Raw genomic sequence first — 17,200 nt, 5'->3', positions numbered from 1 at the left:
CTGATCGGGTACAGGTCTCACTCGGTCAGATGGCTTCTGACGGCATTAATAATCTGGGTTCGCTGACGCACCAGGAGATCACGGCTCACGGGCTCGAAACACCAGAGCGGCTTGTGTCTTTTCGCTGTTGGGTACCACGAAGTGCAAGGCCGGGGGGCTGAACCTCCTCTCAGTTCGCCTCGGCATCCGCTATGGTGCTGTGCTCCCGGCAATTCTGCTGACCGAGCTCGCACTGAGCCCAGCCGGATGCCGATGGTTGTGTAGCTCAGGCCCTGTGCCTTCAGCGCGATGACGAGCTCGGAACGTCTCTCGATCTCGGCTTCGCGCTTGGCTCGCTCCTCGGAGATCGTGACCAGATAGCTTAAGGTACTTTTCGCGACGCTTTGCTTATATTGCCCTGCTGCGCCGCACGTCCTGGTCTTCGATTTTTTGTGCTTTGGCTGCGTCATGTCTTTGCAGACATAGAGACACGCGGATCGATGCGCACCTCATGCTTCCGGATCTCTGTTATCTTAAATGTGGGTTAGGCTGCCGCAAGGCTTTGTCAAACGATGCGTTCTGACGCGGGCAGCAGCCTTGACATTGGTGGGGGCGCGGCCGAGATTGGCGGTGTCATGTCCACGATCCGTACCATTTCCGTATTTCGCGCGGGCCGTCTGAAGACGGGAGCCTGAGCCCCGGACGTCGCAAGTCCGGGGACCTTGGCACGCGGCAAAAAAACTCCGCCACATTGCTTTGCCATCCACCGCGTGGATCGTGCGGGTTGCCATCACAATTGGAACGTCAGAAACGGCCGTCTCGCTGAGACCGCCGATTGGTGAGGTCATGTCGATAATCGTCCTTGCAGCTTCTTCGCGCTGCCGATCACCCAGCTCATCCTGTGGGAGAGCCTAGGCGGGGTATTTGGATTCGCGGCCTATGTCGCCGCGAGTCATACCTTGGGCGCCACAGGCAGGAGCCGATAGGCGGGATCCCGCAAGACAACAAGGGCCCGGTGATGGTGGGACAGTGGCTCGTTCCACCCCGATCCAGACATCGCATGTGCACATTGGCTCCCCGGGGAACGGCCCGCGGCAGGATATGAATGATGCTGAGGCGCGAACGACGATCTGTCTGCAATATTTGCGGGCGCTGTTTACCAAGGGCCGCGGCGCGGTGCCCTTGGTGTTCCTACAGGAACGACGAAGCGACTCCCCAGCACTCCACGGTGCCCGGGCAACACGCTTCTTCCGCGGCTGATGAGGCGCACGCCCCATCAGGACATCCCCCACGACACCATCTTATGAAGGAGGTATACCCATGAAGCCAAATGGCGCAGGAACGCCGATCAAGGTCAACGGTTCCGGCATCGACCTTGGCGAGACATTGCCCCATGAGGTGCAGGCAAAGCTCATGCACGTTGTCGGAAGGTACTTCGACTGTTTGAACCACGGGACAGTCGGGTTCACTCGCGAGGGGCACTCGTGCGGCTGCACCATCAACGTCCATGTCGGCAATCTCAAGATGATCATCGCGGAGGGCTCTGCCACCAACTGCCATCTGGCGTTCGGTCAGGCTCTTGCGAATGTCGAAAAACAACTGCACCGGAGGAGGAGACGGATGGCGGATGGCAGCCGAATCCAGCCCCCGTCCCGAGCGCTCGCTTAAACCCTCGCTGGGCCGGAGGCGCACACCGGCCCTTCCCTATCTGAAGAGCACCATGGCCCCGTTCTCTGGAAACCGCACTCCAGGCCATCCAGGCGGCGGCGATGGCTCATGCCCGGTTTTTGAAACCTGAGGCGGCCCGAGATTCGGGCCGGCATTGATAATGGCATCCACCCTGATGGCGTCCCTCATCACCCCCGCACGTGTGGTTCCACGCCTGCGCGCGTGCGACGTTCGGCATGTTGTCCATGAACTCGTTCGCATCGCGATCGCGGAAACCGCTCTGGACCACGACGCGGTCTGCCGCGCGGTTCTGAATCGCGGCGAGGCGTCCACGTTCGGCTTCGGGCGGGGCGTCGCGATCCCCCATGCGGCGGTCTCAGGGCTCGACCGACCCGTTGGCGCCTTCGCGCGTCTTCACCCGCCGCAGGACTTCGGCGCAGCAGACCACATTCCGACTGATCTCGCCTTTCTGCTGTTGAGCCCGGATGGAGACGCCTCTACGCACCTACGAGCCCTGGCCTGCGTGGCGCGCCGGTTGCGCGACCGTGAGATTGCGGCGCACCTCAGGTCCGCGAGAGATGTGGAGGCCATCCACATTGTGCTGATGAGCAATGCCTGGCGCGAGTCTAACGAGGTCGGGACAGGACATTCCGCCACACTGAATGCCGGAGGTTTGACAAACGGATCTACGTGCACCAGCTTGGAAGAACTATGTTGAGCTTCGCACCATATCCCCGCGGCCTGCTTCGTTCGGGCAACCTCATCGCCGGCGAATAGCCCCGAGCTCGACGCGCACCGCGCCCGAGTTCGGGGTTGCGCGAGATCATTACGCATTTGGACATCTCATGAGGCCGGGTGCTGACGCATCCGGTGACGCAGCATGTTCAACACGTCTTCGAACTTATGATCCGCATCGCGGAGACAAACTCATTCATCCATCTAACCGGCGTAGACTGCCGGCGGAAGATGCGTGTCCGGAGTTGCGGTCTACCGCACCCGATTTCCCGACGCGCGCTCAGGCCGGCACTTGTTTGCCCCGTAGCCGACACACAGGAGGACGCGCCGTGCAGAAGCCCTCAAACGAACAGACTCCCCAGCCTGAAGGCCCGGATACGGAGCAGCCGGACGGGAAGGTCATCCGGCTGATATCGCGGCGCCCGGCGTCGGAGCAGGCCCCAGAACCGCCGACACCCGACGACGGTGACCCCGGCCCGTCGGCGGCCTGAGTCCCGCCTTCGCGTCCAACAGAACAGGAGCCTTCAAATGACGAAGAGAACCACCGGCGGCGCGAAGCCACTGATCATTCTGACGATTGCCGATCACGAGAAGCTGTCCGTGCTTGCCAATGCTGCCGCGAATACCCTGCCTGCAGTTGCGGCCGAACTCGCGGACGAGCTCGACCGCGCGCATGTCCTTACCAAGGGGCGCCATCCCATCGACACCGTCTGCATGGGTAGCGAGGTCGAGTTCCGCGACGAGATGACGGATCGCGTGCAGACGGTGACCCTCGTCTACCCGAACGAGGCCGACATCTCGCAGGGGCGGATCTCTGTGCTGACGCCCATCGGCACCGCCCTCGTTGGGCTTTCCGTCGGCAAGTCGATTGATTGGATCACGCGCGCCGGCGAGCTGAAGCGGTTGACGGTGCTGCAGGTGCGGGAATCAACCGTCACGGAGTCCCAGTCCGCGTAAACGCGCATGCCGCCAGCAAGCCGTGCGAACGATACGCGACGCGGCCTCTGCCGGCCGCGCGGCTCTCTATTTGCTGCAATCGGCAGGACGTCCTGCCAACGGAGAAATGAATGCCCGAAACCATCCGTCTCAGCGTGATTGCCACCCCTGGCACGCGCCCGCCGGCGCGTGGGTTTGAGAGTCACCCGCGTCACGCTGACAAGACCACCCCACTCCGGAAGATCGATCCTGCCAAATGGCCGAGCCCGCGCGGCTATTCGCACGCAGTTGCCGGCACAGGTACTTTCGTGTTCGTCGGTGGGCAGATCGCCACTGACAATGCGGGAAGAGTGAAGTCCGTTGGACTCGTTGCCCAGGCGCGCCAGGCACTGCGGAACGTGCGAACGGTCCTCGCGGAAGCAGGCGGGTCGCCTGAGCACATCGCGCAGATGACATGGCACGTGCTCGACATCGATCATTACCGCGCTCGGCTCCGGGAACTCGGCGCAATCTATCGCGAGATCATGGGAAGCCATAATCCGGCGATGGTAATAGTTGAGGTCTCCGCACTCCTCGAGCCGGCGGCCCTCGTGGAGATCGCGGCGACGGCGATCCTTCCCGTCGGCGGCGGTTCCTCGCCTGTGTGCGTTCATCCCGCCCTGTCAGGCGGCGCCTTTCCAGCGACGGCTGAGGCATCCGGATACGGGACTGCATCACCATGACCGCACACCTGCCATCCATCACCGTCACGAGGCGTGACCACCGGCGACTGATGCATACAGCGGAATGCCTTGCCGGACAGGCGCACCCGCTCGCGGCGCCGCTCCTGCGGGAGCTGCGACGGGCGACCTTGTGCGCACCCGACGAACTGCCGGACGACGTCGTCACGCTGGACACGTTCGTGACCTACCGGATCGCCGGCGAGGACAAATCAGAAAATCGCATGCTGATCCACCCGGATGACCGCATATGGCCCCCCGCCGAGTTGTCGATCCTAACGCCGGTCGGGCTGTCCCTCTTCGGGCTGCGCGCTGGCGACCGGATGCAGTTGAGCGGTACAGGCGGGGCAAGGGTTACGTGGGTTGAGGTCGACGCTGTCGGGCCACGAGCGACGGGAGCATTCGTCCCATTTGGAACCGCAGCTCCAGACCGTACCGGCGACAGTTGACGGTGATGCGGGACCGTTCACGCGCCCGCTGACGCACTCTCAAGACGTATGGCGTTGAGTGCCTCGGTTTGCTGACTCCTTGCTGATCAGCGCAGTGTCCTGTCTCTGGCCGGCCAGCAGAAATGCTTCGATCATGCAGATAACGCCGGTGGGTTCGTAGACGACGCGAACCTCGCCGCCGAGTTCCTGCGCCAGCGCCCGCTCAAGCAGGCGCGAGCCAAAGCCCTTGCGCTGCGGCGGGACCACTTGTGGGCCGCCGCGCTCCGCCCAACGCAAACTCAGCCGGCGACCGTCGGCGTCGCCTTTGAGGCGCCACACAATGTCGGGTGATGTCACGTAAACTTGCGGAGACCGCAGCAAGCCCTGCTTCGCTGGTTTCAGGCGATCACGCCTGCCGCGGCTTTCCACGCTGCCATGGCCTGGAGGCGGTGAAGGTGGGTGGCGAGAGCAGACTGGCTCGAATGGGGCAGAACGAACAGGTTTCTGACGGCTGAAAAGACTGAGGTGAACCGCTGCAGGCCTCCTACGGACCGAAAGCCTTGCATCATCCGCTCCCGCTTTCCCAGCGGGAGATGCGAGTTCTCGGCCCTGTTGTTCAGCCCCTTGTGTGAACGATGCTCGATCCTCGGCATGATCTGCCGCCGGGCGGCCGCATAGGAGCCGAGCTTATCCGTGATCATCCGTCGCGGTGGGCAGCCCTGCCTCTTCAACAGACGCTTCAGCAAGCGTTTGGCCGCCTTGGTGTCGCGCCGCGTCTGGACGATCTCGTCGAGGACGTATCCATCCTGATCAACGGCACGCCACAGCCAGTGCTGCTGGCCGGCAATGCTGATCACGACCTCGTCCAAGTGCCAGATGTCACGAGGGCTTGGCGTCTTGCGCCTGAGGCGGCGGGCGTGAGATGGCCCAAACTTCATCGCCCAGCGCCGCACGGTCTCGTAGGACACGACGATACCACGCTTCAGCAGCATTTCCTCGACCAAGCGCAAGCTCAGTGGGAAGCGGAAGTACAACCAGACAGCATGAGCGATGATCTGAGGTGGAAAGCGGTGGCGCTTGTAGCTGGTAGCCGGCAGGTTCATGCCGTTGGGCCTACCGTAGGATATCCTGACGTCAGGTTACCGTGACATCACCGGTATCAGGTGCTCGGCCGCCGACAACAAAGCTCCAAGGCATAGCAGGATCAACACGGGGAAATTTGGACGCCAAAGCAATAGCGCGGTCGAAAGAGTGGCGACGACAACTGCCATGACGCCACCGCCGGATAAGCGGAAGATCGTAATGCACCCGGCAATGACAAGACCGACTCCAACAGGCGCCAATCCTTCGCGCATGGCTCGATGCCATTTCCTGTCTCGGTGCGTATTCGTCAGTTTCAGCGTGGCGTAACAGAGCAAAGAGGATGGAGCGATCAGCGCAATGGTGGCGACTATTGCGCCAGGCCAACCAGCCACCTTCCATCCTATTAATGTCGATAGCATCGAGCCTGGTCCAGGCGCTGCCCGTGCTACGGCGAACAGGTCGACAAATTCCCGCGGGGTAATCCAGTTATGAACGACGACGGTCTCGTGTTGAATCCCGGCGATTACTGCCGAACCACCACCTATCGACATGAGCGAGAACGGTACGAAAACGGCGACGAGTGCGAATAATATGTCGTCACGCATGTCAGAGCCTCCGCCAAGCCATTCCCACCCCGATCGCCGCCATTCCAATCACGACCGGAATCAGCGGCCAATTCAGGACGCCAACAGCAACAGCAGTAGTGGTTACGACGCCGACCGAAGACGGGAATCGCATCGCGCGTTTGATGCCGCGGATGCATAGGATCATCATCAAACCGAGGGCCGTAAAGGCGACGCCGTTAGAAGCTGCCTGAACCAAGCCGTTGTTGGCGACACTCTCGAACAAAACGCTGACCGCGATCACAACGAAGAACGGACCAACCACAAAACCAACGAGGCAAGTCAGTGCTCCAGCTGTTCCGCGGAGTTGGTCGCCGATACAAATCGCCAGGTTCGCAACGTTCGGCCCAGGAAGCATCTGCGAAATGGCTTGTAAGCTGGCGAAATCATCGTCGCTCATCCAGCCGCGCAGAAGGACAAACTCGCGATAGAACCAGCTTGTCAAGCCGCCGCCGAAGCTTACTAGTCCGATCCTGAAGCACAACAGAAATAGTTTAGCCAGCGAAGGCGGAACTGTTGATGGGGAAGAAGCAGACGCGCTCCCCGGTTCGGGGAGCGCGTCTGGTGAGCCGCCGTTATCGGAAGGCATCGGTAACTTCTCGCTAGACCGAGGGGATCATCTTCAGAGCAGGAAACACTTGTCCCATGAGCGTTGGGGGCCATGGAATATGCATGATACGATCAAAGACGAAATAGACGAAAGCCGTCATTCCAATCGCCTGCGGCAACACAAGCGTCCAACGTTCTTCTGCCTCCAAGCGCATGAAGAGGATAACGAAAATCGGAATGCTCGGAATAAGCCCGATCACTGCCATCGAAATCATCAGACCGACGAGCCAGCCAAAGAATATCGCAGCACGCTTTACGATCACGCGGTTGCTCAGATGGGCAGTGTCAGACTCAAGATCCATGTGAAGGCCGTCGTCTCCAGATTGGGACGCTTTAGGCCGACGAGTCATATCGATCAGAAGACTTAGAACGGCTAGGGCCAGCCCAGTGTGACCGAGGATCGACGGCACAATTCGCGAACTTTCGTTCCAGCGGGGTACTTCAGAAAGTGCGAAAAGCAGCAGACAGATGACAAACACGTGGACGAGCTGCGATGGTCGAATCGTGGGGCGTCCGAATTCGGCGACAAATCCTGTGCCGCGACTGCGCAGGTTCCGAAGGATTGGCATTACGAAGCCCGCGATTGCCAACCCAAAGAACAGAACCACGATCGGGCGCAGCAACCATGCGTCATCGTAACGCGCGACCGAGATAAAGAGGTAACGTTCAATAGTTCCCCCAAGAACAAGTCCGAGAATAAGCGGTGGGCGGGCCCATTTCAGCTGCTTCATCGTCCAGCCAATCACCCCGAAGGTCAGCAGGGTATAGATGTCGCCCCACTGCCGTGATTCCTGGAATGCGCCGATATAGATAATGCAGAGAACGGTGGGCAGTATCAGTGTGTAGCGAAGCGTCGCAAGCTTGGCGAACTGACCGCTGAAGGCATAGCACAGACCAGCGCCCAGAATGTTGGCGAGCGCGATGCTCCACACCATAGAGTAGGTGACGTCGAGGTGCTTCGTCAGCATCGCAGGACCAGGTGTTAGGCCGTGCATCTGAAAAGCGCCGAGAAGGAGCGCCATACTCGCGGAGGCGGGGACGCCGAAGACGACTGTAGGCACCAGCGCGCCGCCTTCCTTGGCATTGTTGGCACTCTCCGAGGCGATGACTCCTCGGATGTCCCCCTTGCCGAACGTATCCTTGGCTCCGCGTTCGGTTTTCAGTGCATGTCCGTAAGCCAGCCAATCGATAACGCTTCCGCCTATACCGGGGAAGGCTCCGAACGCGGCACCGAGCCAGCTGCACCGCAAGATCAGCCACCATTTGCGGAAGCAGTCCAACGCACCCTGAAGGATACCAGACTTTGCGCTCTCGCTTATTGAGCCAGCGATAGCCGTGCGTGTGATAAGCAAGTCGCAGAGTTCGGGAAGTGCGTAAAGTCCAAGTACGACAGGAACAAGCGGTAGGCCGTCATAGAGATACAGCCCTCCGAAAGTCCAGCGCAATGAAGCGCCTTGCTGGTCCGAGCCGACCAGTGCCAGCATGACGCCGACGATCGCAGCCACGAGCCCACGTAGCGGTGATTTACCAGAAAGGATCGCAACCATCGATATGCCGAACACTGCAAAGGCGAGCAACTCCGGCGCGCCGACCAGCAGGATCACCGGCTTCATGACAGGTAGCAGCGCGGCCATGAGGATGGCACCAAATATCCCGCCAAGCATGGACGACATGTACGCTGCGCTTAACGCCCGACCTGCCTGCCCTTTCTTCGCAAGAGGCAGGCCATCCAGCACCGTTGCAGCGGAGCCCGCCCCACCCGGGACACCGAATAGAATGGCCGGGATAGGGTCACCGGTGGCTGTCGTTGCAGCGAGACCAAGCAAGAACCCGAAAGCCGTGTAAGGATCCATGCCGAAAGTGAACGGCAATAGCAGCGCGACACCGGAAAGTCCGCCGATACCAGGGATGATCCCGAGTATGACGCCGCAGACCACACCCAGTGAAAGGAATAGCAGCCGGCTGGGCTCTAGCATCAACCCCAGAGCATGAATCGCAACATCGATCGATTCCATATCGTCCCCCAAGTACCGCCGAAGAGGCGCTTCAATCTTTAGAGTTTTGAATAGTCAACCTTCTGCCACGAACCAGTAGCAACTGAACGTTCGGCGGCATCGAGGACGTAATGGATCTTGATAACGTCAGTGAAATTTGGGCTGGATGTCTTTTCGCCGCGAATGCCCTTAGCAAAGGACGACCAAGCCTGGGCGACCTCGAATGCAGCTTGCCCGTGACTGAATCCACTTACTGCCGTGTGGCGCGCAGGAATCTCAATTTCCTTGAACTCGCGCTGCAGGCGCTCGGGAGCGATTGGGTCACCGTACAGCTGCTCATGGCTTGCGCGCGCGCCATAGAGCTTGAGCATCCCACGGGTGGGATCGCCATCACCTTTTTGTTTGTCCCAATTCTTGGGCGTTTCTACCGCAGCAAGCATCAGCATGCCTTCTGTCCCGTAGATTTCGAACCGGGTGCCTGTTCCGAACCAGCTCGTAAGCGACGTCTGCATGGTTCCGATCACATCGCCCCCGACCCTGAGCAGGTAGTTCATGTTGTCAACCTGATTACCCTTGATCAGGCCGTCGGTGTCTGTGTTGCGGCGCTCGGGAACCATGACGCGCATCTCGGCGCATATATCGGTCACGTCTGCTCCAAGAACCGCCATCAACCTTTGAAGGCTTTGCCCGCTTCGATAGCCCGGATGTCCTCCATCCTCAGCCTGGAAGAGCCATTCGCGGTGCCCAGGTCGCGGCATGATGTAGGCGCCGGAGAAGAATGAATGGGAGAAGCTGAGCGGCTTGCCGATAAAGCCGGATTGAATAAGTTCAGCCATGTGCAATGACGCCGGCTCGAAATGATGCTGATACCCGACCTGCGACTTGAGATTCCCCGCCTTCGCAAGCTCATACATTTCTTGCGCCTGCGCCGTCGTCACTGCCATGGGGAGCTCGCAATAGACGTGCTTACCTGCCTTCAGCGCCGGTAAGGCCACGCGATGATGCACCGACGGCCTGACCGAGACGCAGACGATGTCGAGATCAGGAAGCTCGGCGAGCATTCTGTCCACACTGTCGAATGCATGTGGGATCCCGAAGCGCTGGCAGGTCTCAGATGCACTAGACATTTTGGTAGTGCAGACGGCGGCCAGATTGAAGGTATCCGATTGCTTGAGCAGCGCCGGAATATGAGCCCGGACCGAGAACCGTTCACGCCCATCTGGACTATGGGCGAAAGCAGCTCCAACAATACCAACGTTCAACCTTCCGTTCGACATTAAATTCCTCCCCAAGAATTCAGAATAAGTTGACATGTCAACTGTCGACAGTCAACGACCAAGCGCTCTGTTCGGACTCGCTCCTGCTTCAACTCAGAAGCGAACCATGGATTAGCTAACCAGGAAGACTATTTCTGATGCTCGCGTGAGCATTCAAAAGATGCTGACGCATAGCTGCTTCAGCTTTCTCCGGCGAGTGTTCGCTGAGTGCGTCGAAGATTGCCTGGTGTTCGCTCGCAACGCTCTCAGAGCGCCCGGGCCGACCACCCGAGCGGTAGCGATAGAACCGCATCAGGTAGTAGATGTCATCACGCAGAATGCTGATCAGCTTTTGATTGCCACTTGCTACAATAATCGCAAGGTGAAAATCCTGATCCGGAGACTGATGATAGCTGCGATCTACCGAGCTTCTTGAACGATTTCGTTTCAGGATCGCTTCCAGGGCCTTCAATTCGGCAGCAGTGATGGTCTGGGCTGCGAGCCTGCATGCCAAAGCCTCCAATGACTCCCTTATCACCAGAACCTCCTCCAGGTTCTGCGTGAGGAGCGTGGTCACGCGGGCTCCGATATTGGGGATGCGCTCGATTAGTCCGCGACCCTCCAGTCGACGCAGGGCTTCGCGCAACGGGCCACGACTAATACCCATACTGCTTGCAATTGCCTGCTCGGACAAACGCTCGCCACTGGCAAGTTCGCCAGTGATGATAGCCGACTCCAAGCGGTCAACCACCTGGTCCACGACCGAACTCGGTGCCACGACTTTTACAAGTGATGATGGTGCCTTCAAGGATGTGTCCGCCTCGTTAGAATCTGGATCGCAATCTATGTTGTTATATCTCGCCCCGATGCAAGACGCAGCAAGTGGCGGAGTTCCCTACCGTCAAGTGTTTCGATACGAGAGGCCATGTCAACGACGTCATCGATCTGGCCGCCAGATAGAAATGTCGCCAGACAGGTGCGTACTTTCGTCTCGTGCTCAGCTAGCGATATTGGCTCAGCCCCCCAGGACCCTCGGGGATTTGAACATCTGGCATGGAGAGCGCTGCCATCTGACATGTGCACCGCGACGTCCGCATATCGGCCCGTATTGTACAAGCTAGGCATATCGGGCGGCATCGATATCTCGATTTTCGACAGCATCCTCTGCATGTCGCCCCGGAAGAGCCGGCCGTCGGTAAATGTCTCCAGTCCAACGCTCCCATCGAGGAGCGCCGCCGCGATCGTGTATTGCACGCTGAACTTTCCGTCGAGCCCCGACTTTGGAAAAGGTCGATTACTCGACGGCACGTCTGCTACAACGATCTCGATACGATCGACATCGTCGGGATCGCCGATTTTCTCATGGAGTTCCAAAGCCGCAGAAATACCGTAGTGAGTACTGAACTTAGCGGGAAAAATCTTGATCGCGAAGCCCGGATCCAGAATCCTGTATCCGTTGCCGAGCTGGAGTAATTTCAACACATCGAATCTTGGCATGAATGCCTGCAGGTAGCCCTGCGTCGCGGCGTCAAAAACTGCATTGTCGGCGCTGAACCCTGCTCTCGTGAGAAGGGCGCTTTCCAGACCGCTCGATGCAGCGAACCCACAATGCGTCGATTTGGTCATTGTGCCGAGATTGGTGAACAAAGAACCACACCGCGACGCGGCCATTCCGATCGCGTTGGCCATTCCAGCTCCGTCGAGGCCAAGGAGTGTGCCGCAAGCTACAGCCGAACCAATCGGCCCTACTACTCCAGGAGGATGAAACCGCAGCTCGCGGGACTCTGATTGTCCCCCTTCACGCAACCATCCCTGGATCTCGATGCCCCTCACCAAGGCTGTAATGAGTTGACGACCGCCGATTTCCTTATCCTCAGCCAGGGCTAGGGCGGCAGCCAGCACCGGGGACAAAGCATGGGTTGCGGGACGCCACATTGGCTCGAAGTCGAGTACGTGCATGGAGGTGGCATTCAGCAAAGCCGCCGACACTGCGGACAGACCAAACCCAAGGCCAAGGACGGAAACGTCACCAGCCCCTCCTTGTGCTTGCAGGTGGGTTGCGAGGATTGGCGGAGCCTCTTCCAGCCGCGCTCCGGCGACAGCCACGGCGATGCCGTCGATAACCAGCATCCGGGCCGCCGCGATCAGTTCGTCGGGAAACCCGTCGAACGTCATTGCTTCTATTTTTGATATGACAGCTTCGGTGACGTTGCTGTAAATCGAATCCTTTGCCGCGATGTTCGAGCTCATTAGACGGCCACCCGTTCGTACTTCGCGCGCAGAGTGTCCTGCGGCAGAACCTTTTTCTCGAGCGCCCGCGCACCTTCGTAGTCCATCAGCTTCATGATATCGTCGATTCCGACGAGAAGGTCTGGGCGGTCAACGGCGATGCCCTGCTCATACGCTTCCTTCATGATACGTAGCGCGTCCGTCATGGCCTTTATCGCCGCCGCGGGTAACATGCGGGGGAGGCTGACACGGCGAACGCCCCAGGCACGCAGATCTGCCAAGGGGATCAACGGTGTGGTCGGACGTTTGCGGATGCCGAAGCCCATGTTGATGCTGAGTGCGATTCCCGCATCCACAAGGCGCTTGATATGCTCCTCCGAGCCTACGGCATCCGGAAAGATCAGATCGGCTCCCGCCGCAGTGTAGGCCCGTGCGCGTTGAATCGTAGCTTCCATTCCCTCGACGGCGAGCGCATCGGTCCGCGCAATGATGACGAATGCGTCGTCGCGGCGCGCCATGCACGCGGCCTCGATCTTCTTCACCATCTCGTCGAGAGGGATGACCTCTTTGCCCGACATGTGCCCACAACGCTTCGGGCTCACCTGGTCCTCGATATTGATGCCGGCGATGTCAGCTTCCTCGAAGAGCTTCGTTGTGTGATATACATTCACCGCATTGCCATAGCCAGTATCCGCGTCGCAGGTGAGCGGGATTGAGATCGAACGGGCAATGTTGCGGCAGTGATTGAGGTTTTCCGTGAGGCCCATCACACCGATGTCAGCAATTCCGAGTATCGCATTAGAAACGGCTGCACCGCTGGTTGCGGCGGACTTGAACCCAGCTGCCTCCACAAGGCGCGCGCTATAGCCGTCATACACGCCGGGAGAGACAATAAACTCGCCCTGCGTGAGAAGGCTTCTGTACTGTTGCGCTTTGGTCCGCATCATTTCCTCTTAACTTTGCAGCAACGAGCCATCATCCGGCCCATGCCTTGAACATAGCCCCATGATGATCCATGCCAGCGCATTTCGTCAACTGAAAACTGTTGACAGTTAGCGATACATATGACCTTCTTGAATCAAGGCTGCAATGTCGCAGCTCAACCATAGGGAGGGAGGCACCATGAAAAGAACAATAATGAGCCTGCTGACAGCGGCGATGACTTGGGTGGTGGCGCCGGCGAATGCGGATCCATATTTTGCCAACAAGGAATTTCGAATTGTAGTGGGTTTCGCTCCCGGCGGGGGGAATGATCTTTTTGCGCGCGTCTTCCCTCAGTACCTGCCGAAATACATTGAAGGTAAACCGGCTGTACTCGTCGAGAACCGGCCGGGGGCGGGAGGTGTCACGGCCCTGAACTGGTATGTGGATGCAGCGCCACGCAACGGGACCGTGGCATATGTGACCAGTGGTGGATTAGTCACCCGCATGGTTCTGGGATACGACGGTGTCACGGCGAAGGTGAGTGACCTGAAGCCGTTGATTGCGGGTCCATTGGGTCGCACAAACTATATCAGCCCGGCTACGGGCTATAGGCAGCCCAAAGATATAACGAAGCTGAAGGAGCCGCTCTTCCTCGGATCAACTGACCCGCTTTCGACAATCGGCTCGGTCATTGGGCTAACTATGCTCAAAGTGCCGTTCAAGGCTGTGAAAGGATACCCGGGAAAGAATGATGCCATGCTCGCCTTCCAGCGCGGTGAGGTGACCGTCGGCGATATTGCAACGCCGATCTTCAACGATTCGATGGCGCCACTTGTCAAGGAAGGCAGCGTAATTCCGCTCTACGCACAAGGCATTCTCGACGGGGATAATCTTGTCCGCGACCCCGCCAATCCGGATCTTCCGACAATCGCCGAGTTCTACAAGGAAGTGTACGGCGAGAATCCTTCAGGACCCGCGTGGGAGGCTTACAAGGCCGTTATCCGCGCGATCGGCAATGGCGGTAAGATCCTCATGATTCATAAGGATACGCCACCTGCGGCAGAGGCTGCGCTGCGCAAAGCCTTTGAGGACGTTCAGAAAGATGAAGAATTTCAGAAGAACGCGATCGCTGCGCTCGAAGGGTACGGCTTCTCGTTCGGTGACGCGTTGATACAGAACGTGCAAGCCATCGTCGATATCAAGCCCGAAACGAAGGCTTGGATGCAGGCACTGTATTCGCGCGGCTATGGCATGAAGTTTAACTAGCCAACAAGACTAGGTACCGGCACGCGGATGCAATCGCTCCGCGTGCCTGGCATTCTTGAGGATGCATTCATGACAATGACTGAGCGGTTCATCAGCGGCGGCGTCGCGTACGGCTTTGCGGATGTACGCAAACACCTGACGGCGGATGCTTTTGATCGTTTGCCGTACGCGGCCCGAGTGCTGGCGGAAAGTGTGGCGCGCCATCTCGGTGAACCTGGGTTCTCCAGCAAAGAACTCGATCTCCTTGCAAACCGGAAAAACGTGACGGGCCATAGTGCGATCGCGCTTCGCATTCCCCGAGTCATACTGCCGGATTCGTCCGGGATACCGGTGCTCATGGATCTGGCTGCCCTTCGCTCGGCCGTCGCGCGGCGTGGAATCGCGCCGGGTAGCGTCGACACATCGGTTCCAGTCGATCTGGTTGTCGACCATTCACTGCAGGTTGACGCGTCTGGTGTGCAAGGAGCGGATGCTATGAATCTTGTAAGTGAAATGAAGCGAAACGCCGAGCGCTACCGCTTCTTGCGCTGGGCGCAGTCGGCGTTCAGAAGTCTGACAGTATTTCCGCCCGGATCGGGCATTATCCACCAAGTCAACATTGAGCAGATCGCCAAGGTCGTTCGTACCGTTGCCGCGGGAGAACTTCCCATTGCCTTCCCAGACATGGTGATTGGCGGCGATTCCCACACACCGATGGTGGCGGCGCTTGGCGTCGTCGGCTGGGGCGTTGGCGGCATTGAGGCGGAGGCCGTCCTGCTCGGCCAAGCCTATATCCTACCAGTACCCGAATTTGTTGGTGTGCGGTTAAGCGGAAAGCTGCGGTCTGGCATCACCGTTACGGACCTTGCCCTGACGGTCACCAAGATTCTGCGCACCAAAGGTGTTGTCGGCAGTTTCGTTGAGTTCTTTGGGCCATCTGTACTGGATATGTCCGTGCCAGATCGGGCGACGCTGTCGAATATGGCTCCCGAATATGGCGCGACGACCGGATTCTGGGCGGTTGACCAACGTACCATCGAATATCTTCGGATCACTGACCGTTCTGAAGAACATATAGCCCTGGTCGAAGATTATTGCCGGGCTGCCGGCATGTTTCGCGATTCCTCGGCACCGGTCCCCGAATACGACCGGGTTGTAGAAATCGATATTTCGGAAGTGGGGAGATCTGTTGCCGGACCAAGCAAGCCACACAATCTCCGTCCGCCAGGAACGATGGCGGCAAGTCTCCAAGCGCGTTTAGAGGAGCGAAAAAGTCCGCTGCCGCAGGGGCTCGAAGGTATCATAGCCATGGCGGCTATCACGTCATGCACCAATACGGCCAATCCGCATGCGATGGTGCGAGCCGGCCTGGTGGCCAAGGCGGCGGCTATGCGCGGACTGGCGCCGCCAACCTGGGTCAAGACTTCCCTCGCCCCCGGCTCATTGGCTGTTTCTCGTTATCTGGCAGATGCGGGCCTCATGGCACCTTTGGAAAGGCTGGGTTTCCACGTCGTCGGATTTGCCTGCGCATCTTGCGGTGGGAAATCCGGCCCGTTGAAGCCCGAAACGATCAAGCTCGCGGAAGCGGAGCATCCACTGGTCGCCGTGCTGTCCAGCAACCGTAACTTCGACGGCCGCATTCATCCGATGTTGGATGCGAGCTATTTGTGTTCTCCTGCTCTGGTCGTTGCGTATGCTTTGGCTGGCAAGGTGAACATCGACATTGAGAACGACCCTATAGGCGCAGATGTGACTGGCGAGCCAGTTTATCTATGCGACCTGTGGCCGACAGACGAGTTGGTCGATGATATGGTAAAAAAGTACGTCACACCGGAGGTTTTCAAGAGCCGCGGTGCCGTACCGTCCTTAGCAGCCTGGCGAAAGCTCGAAGCGCCCGAGGGAGAACTATTCCCTTGGGATCTTGCTTCAGCCTACATTCTCGAGCCCCCATTTCTCGATCGGATGCCAAGCGGATCTAACAGCGAGGGGTCCATCCGTGGCGCCCGGGTGCTTGGCCTGTTCGGCGATGGACTCACGACAGATCATATCTCGCCTGGCGGTGAAATTCTGCTCGACAGTCCCGCCGGCCAATATTTGCAATCGATCGGAATTTCGAAGCCGGACTTCAACACCTATGTTGGCCGGCGGGGAAATCACGAAGTCATGGCCCGCGCCACATATGCGAACGTGCGAATTCAAAATCACATTGTCCCCGACCGAGAGGGCTGGTGGACAAAACTCTGGCCAGATGGCGAGTTGACGTCATTTTACGACGCCAGCGAGACCTATCGCGTGCGGGGCGTGCCTCTCATCATTCTGGCGGGAAATGATTTCGGCGTCGGCAGCAGCAGAGATTGGGCTGCAAAGGGGCCCGCTCTGTTGGGCGTAAGGGCTGTGATCGCGAAGTCGTTCGAGCGCATCCATCGTTCGAATCTGATAGGCCTGGGTATTGTTCCTCTTCTTTTTGGCCAAGGCGAAGGACCGGTCGAGCTCCGCCTGGACGGCAGCGAGACCTACGATATCGACGATCTTTCTGCGGCGATTGAGCAGGGCACGACTGCACGTGTACGGGCCGAGCGCCGTGATGGCACAATCGCGACCTTCAATATCAGGGTCGATATCCGTTCCGACGCAGAAGCGTCCCTTCTCGCCGGCGGAGGCATGTTCCAGGCTGCGCTGAACGAGATCGCTGAAACAGGGTCACAAGGCTCAGTGCCCTCCTGAGGTTTATCGCCTCGCCTGTCCGCCAAAGGTCCTCGGTGCGGAGTCACA

Annotated in this window: 16 protein-coding genes; 7 read left to right on the top strand and 9 right to left on the bottom strand. The window is 58.9% G+C overall.

Annotation, left to right across the window (positions count from 1 at the left end):
* The first annotated feature begins 1,299 nt into the window (after positions 1–1,299).
* The 5 genes from I2H38_RS18630 (at position 1,300) to I2H38_RS18610 (ending at position 4,486) form a co-directional block, all read left to right on the top strand.
* Positions 1,300–1,647: an HPF/RaiA family ribosome-associated protein gene (locus I2H38_RS18630; RefSeq protein ID WP_196273369.1), complete on the top strand. Its 348-nt coding sequence runs from the start codon at positions 1,300–1,302 to the stop codon at positions 1,645–1,647.
* A 160-nt stretch (positions 1,648–1,807) separates the two neighbouring features.
* On the top strand, positions 1,808–2,365 hold the full coding sequence (locus I2H38_RS18625) for a PTS sugar transporter subunit IIA (protein WP_196273368.1): 558 nt from the start codon (positions 1,808–1,810) through the stop codon (positions 2,363–2,365).
* 545 nt (positions 2,366–2,910) lie between these two features.
* On the top strand, positions 2,911–3,339 hold the full coding sequence (rnk, locus tag I2H38_RS18620) for a nucleoside diphosphate kinase regulator (RefSeq protein WP_196273367.1): 429 nt from the start codon (positions 2,911–2,913) through the stop codon (positions 3,337–3,339).
* Positions 3,340–3,449: 110 nt separating this feature from the next.
* A complete protein-coding gene (locus I2H38_RS18615; protein ID WP_196273366.1) occupies positions 3,450–4,040 on the top strand; it encodes a RidA family protein in 591 nt (196 codons plus the stop codon).
* On the top strand, positions 4,037–4,486 hold the full coding sequence (locus I2H38_RS18610; RefSeq protein ID WP_196273365.1) for a GreA/GreB family elongation factor: 450 nt from the start codon (positions 4,037–4,039) through the stop codon (positions 4,484–4,486). Before I2H38_RS18615 ends, I2H38_RS18610 begins: the two co-directional genes overlap by 4 nt.
* A 39-nt stretch (positions 4,487–4,525) precedes the next feature.
* Here I2H38_RS18610 and I2H38_RS18605 read toward each other — a convergent pair whose 3' ends face one another.
* The 9 genes from I2H38_RS18605 to I2H38_RS18565 all read right to left on the bottom strand — a co-directional run bounded on the left by I2H38_RS18605 (position 4,526) and on the right by I2H38_RS18565 (position 13,206).
* Entirely contained in the window at positions 4,526–4,822 is a 297-nt protein-coding gene (locus I2H38_RS18605) for a sensor histidine kinase (protein WP_196273364.1), read from the bottom strand.
* Positions 4,823–4,863: 41 nt separating this feature from the next.
* Positions 4,864–5,568 (bottom strand): IS6 family transposase, encoded by a 705-nt coding sequence (locus I2H38_RS18600; RefSeq protein WP_196273363.1) that lies wholly within the window; start codon positions 5,566–5,568, stop codon positions 4,864–4,866.
* 36 nt (positions 5,569–5,604) lie between these two features.
* A complete protein-coding gene (locus I2H38_RS18595) occupies positions 5,605–6,153 on the bottom strand; it encodes a chromate transporter (protein WP_196273362.1) in 549 nt (182 codons plus the stop codon).
* Between the two features lies 1 nt (position 6,154).
* The gene (locus I2H38_RS18590) at positions 6,155–6,760 is read right to left on the bottom strand and encodes a chromate transporter (protein ID WP_196273361.1); all 606 of its coding nucleotides are present in this window, start codon (positions 6,758–6,760) and stop codon (positions 6,155–6,157) included.
* Between the two features lie 13 nt (positions 6,761–6,773).
* Positions 6,774–8,795 (bottom strand): tripartite tricarboxylate transporter permease, encoded by a 2,022-nt coding sequence (locus tag I2H38_RS18585; RefSeq protein ID WP_196273360.1) that lies wholly within the window; start codon positions 8,793–8,795, stop codon positions 6,774–6,776.
* A 38-nt stretch (positions 8,796–8,833) separates the two neighbouring features.
* A complete protein-coding gene (locus I2H38_RS18580) occupies positions 8,834–10,051 on the bottom strand; it encodes a Gfo/Idh/MocA family protein (protein ID WP_196273359.1) in 1,218 nt (405 codons plus the stop codon).
* A 115-nt stretch (positions 10,052–10,166) separates the two neighbouring features.
* Positions 10,167–10,790, bottom strand: a complete 624-nt coding sequence (locus I2H38_RS18575) for a GntR family transcriptional regulator (protein WP_210324867.1) — start codon at positions 10,788–10,790, stop codon at positions 10,167–10,169.
* A gap of 83 nt (positions 10,791–10,873) precedes the next feature.
* A complete protein-coding gene (locus tag I2H38_RS18570; RefSeq protein ID WP_196273358.1) occupies positions 10,874–12,280 on the bottom strand; it encodes an MmgE/PrpD family protein in 1,407 nt (468 codons plus the stop codon).
* Complete coding sequence (locus I2H38_RS18565) at positions 12,280–13,206, bottom strand: isocitrate lyase/PEP mutase family protein (RefSeq protein WP_210324866.1); 927 nt, start codon at positions 13,204–13,206, stop codon at positions 12,280–12,282. The genes I2H38_RS18570 and I2H38_RS18565 overlap by 1 nt, the downstream gene beginning before the upstream one ends.
* Positions 13,207–13,396: 190 nt before the next feature.
* On the opposite strand from I2H38_RS18565, the gene I2H38_RS18560 reads away from it, so the two are divergent.
* Positions 13,397–14,449, top strand: a complete 1,053-nt coding sequence (locus I2H38_RS18560; RefSeq protein ID WP_196273357.1) for a Bug family tripartite tricarboxylate transporter substrate binding protein — start codon at positions 13,397–13,399, stop codon at positions 14,447–14,449.
* A 69-nt stretch (positions 14,450–14,518) separates the two neighbouring features.
* The gene (acnA, locus tag I2H38_RS18555) at positions 14,519–17,152 is read left to right on the top strand and encodes an aconitate hydratase AcnA (protein ID WP_196273356.1); all 2,634 of its coding nucleotides are present in this window, start codon (positions 14,519–14,521) and stop codon (positions 17,150–17,152) included.
* Positions 17,153–17,200 lie beyond the last annotated feature (48 nt).

The organism is Microvirga alba, from assembly GCF_015694465.1.
In the GTDB taxonomy this organism is placed as follows: domain Bacteria; phylum Pseudomonadota; class Alphaproteobacteria; order Rhizobiales; family Beijerinckiaceae; genus Microvirga; species Microvirga alba.
The sequence above is the reverse complement of the archived record's forward strand: the minus strand, read 5'-3'. Positions and strand labels throughout refer to the sequence as shown.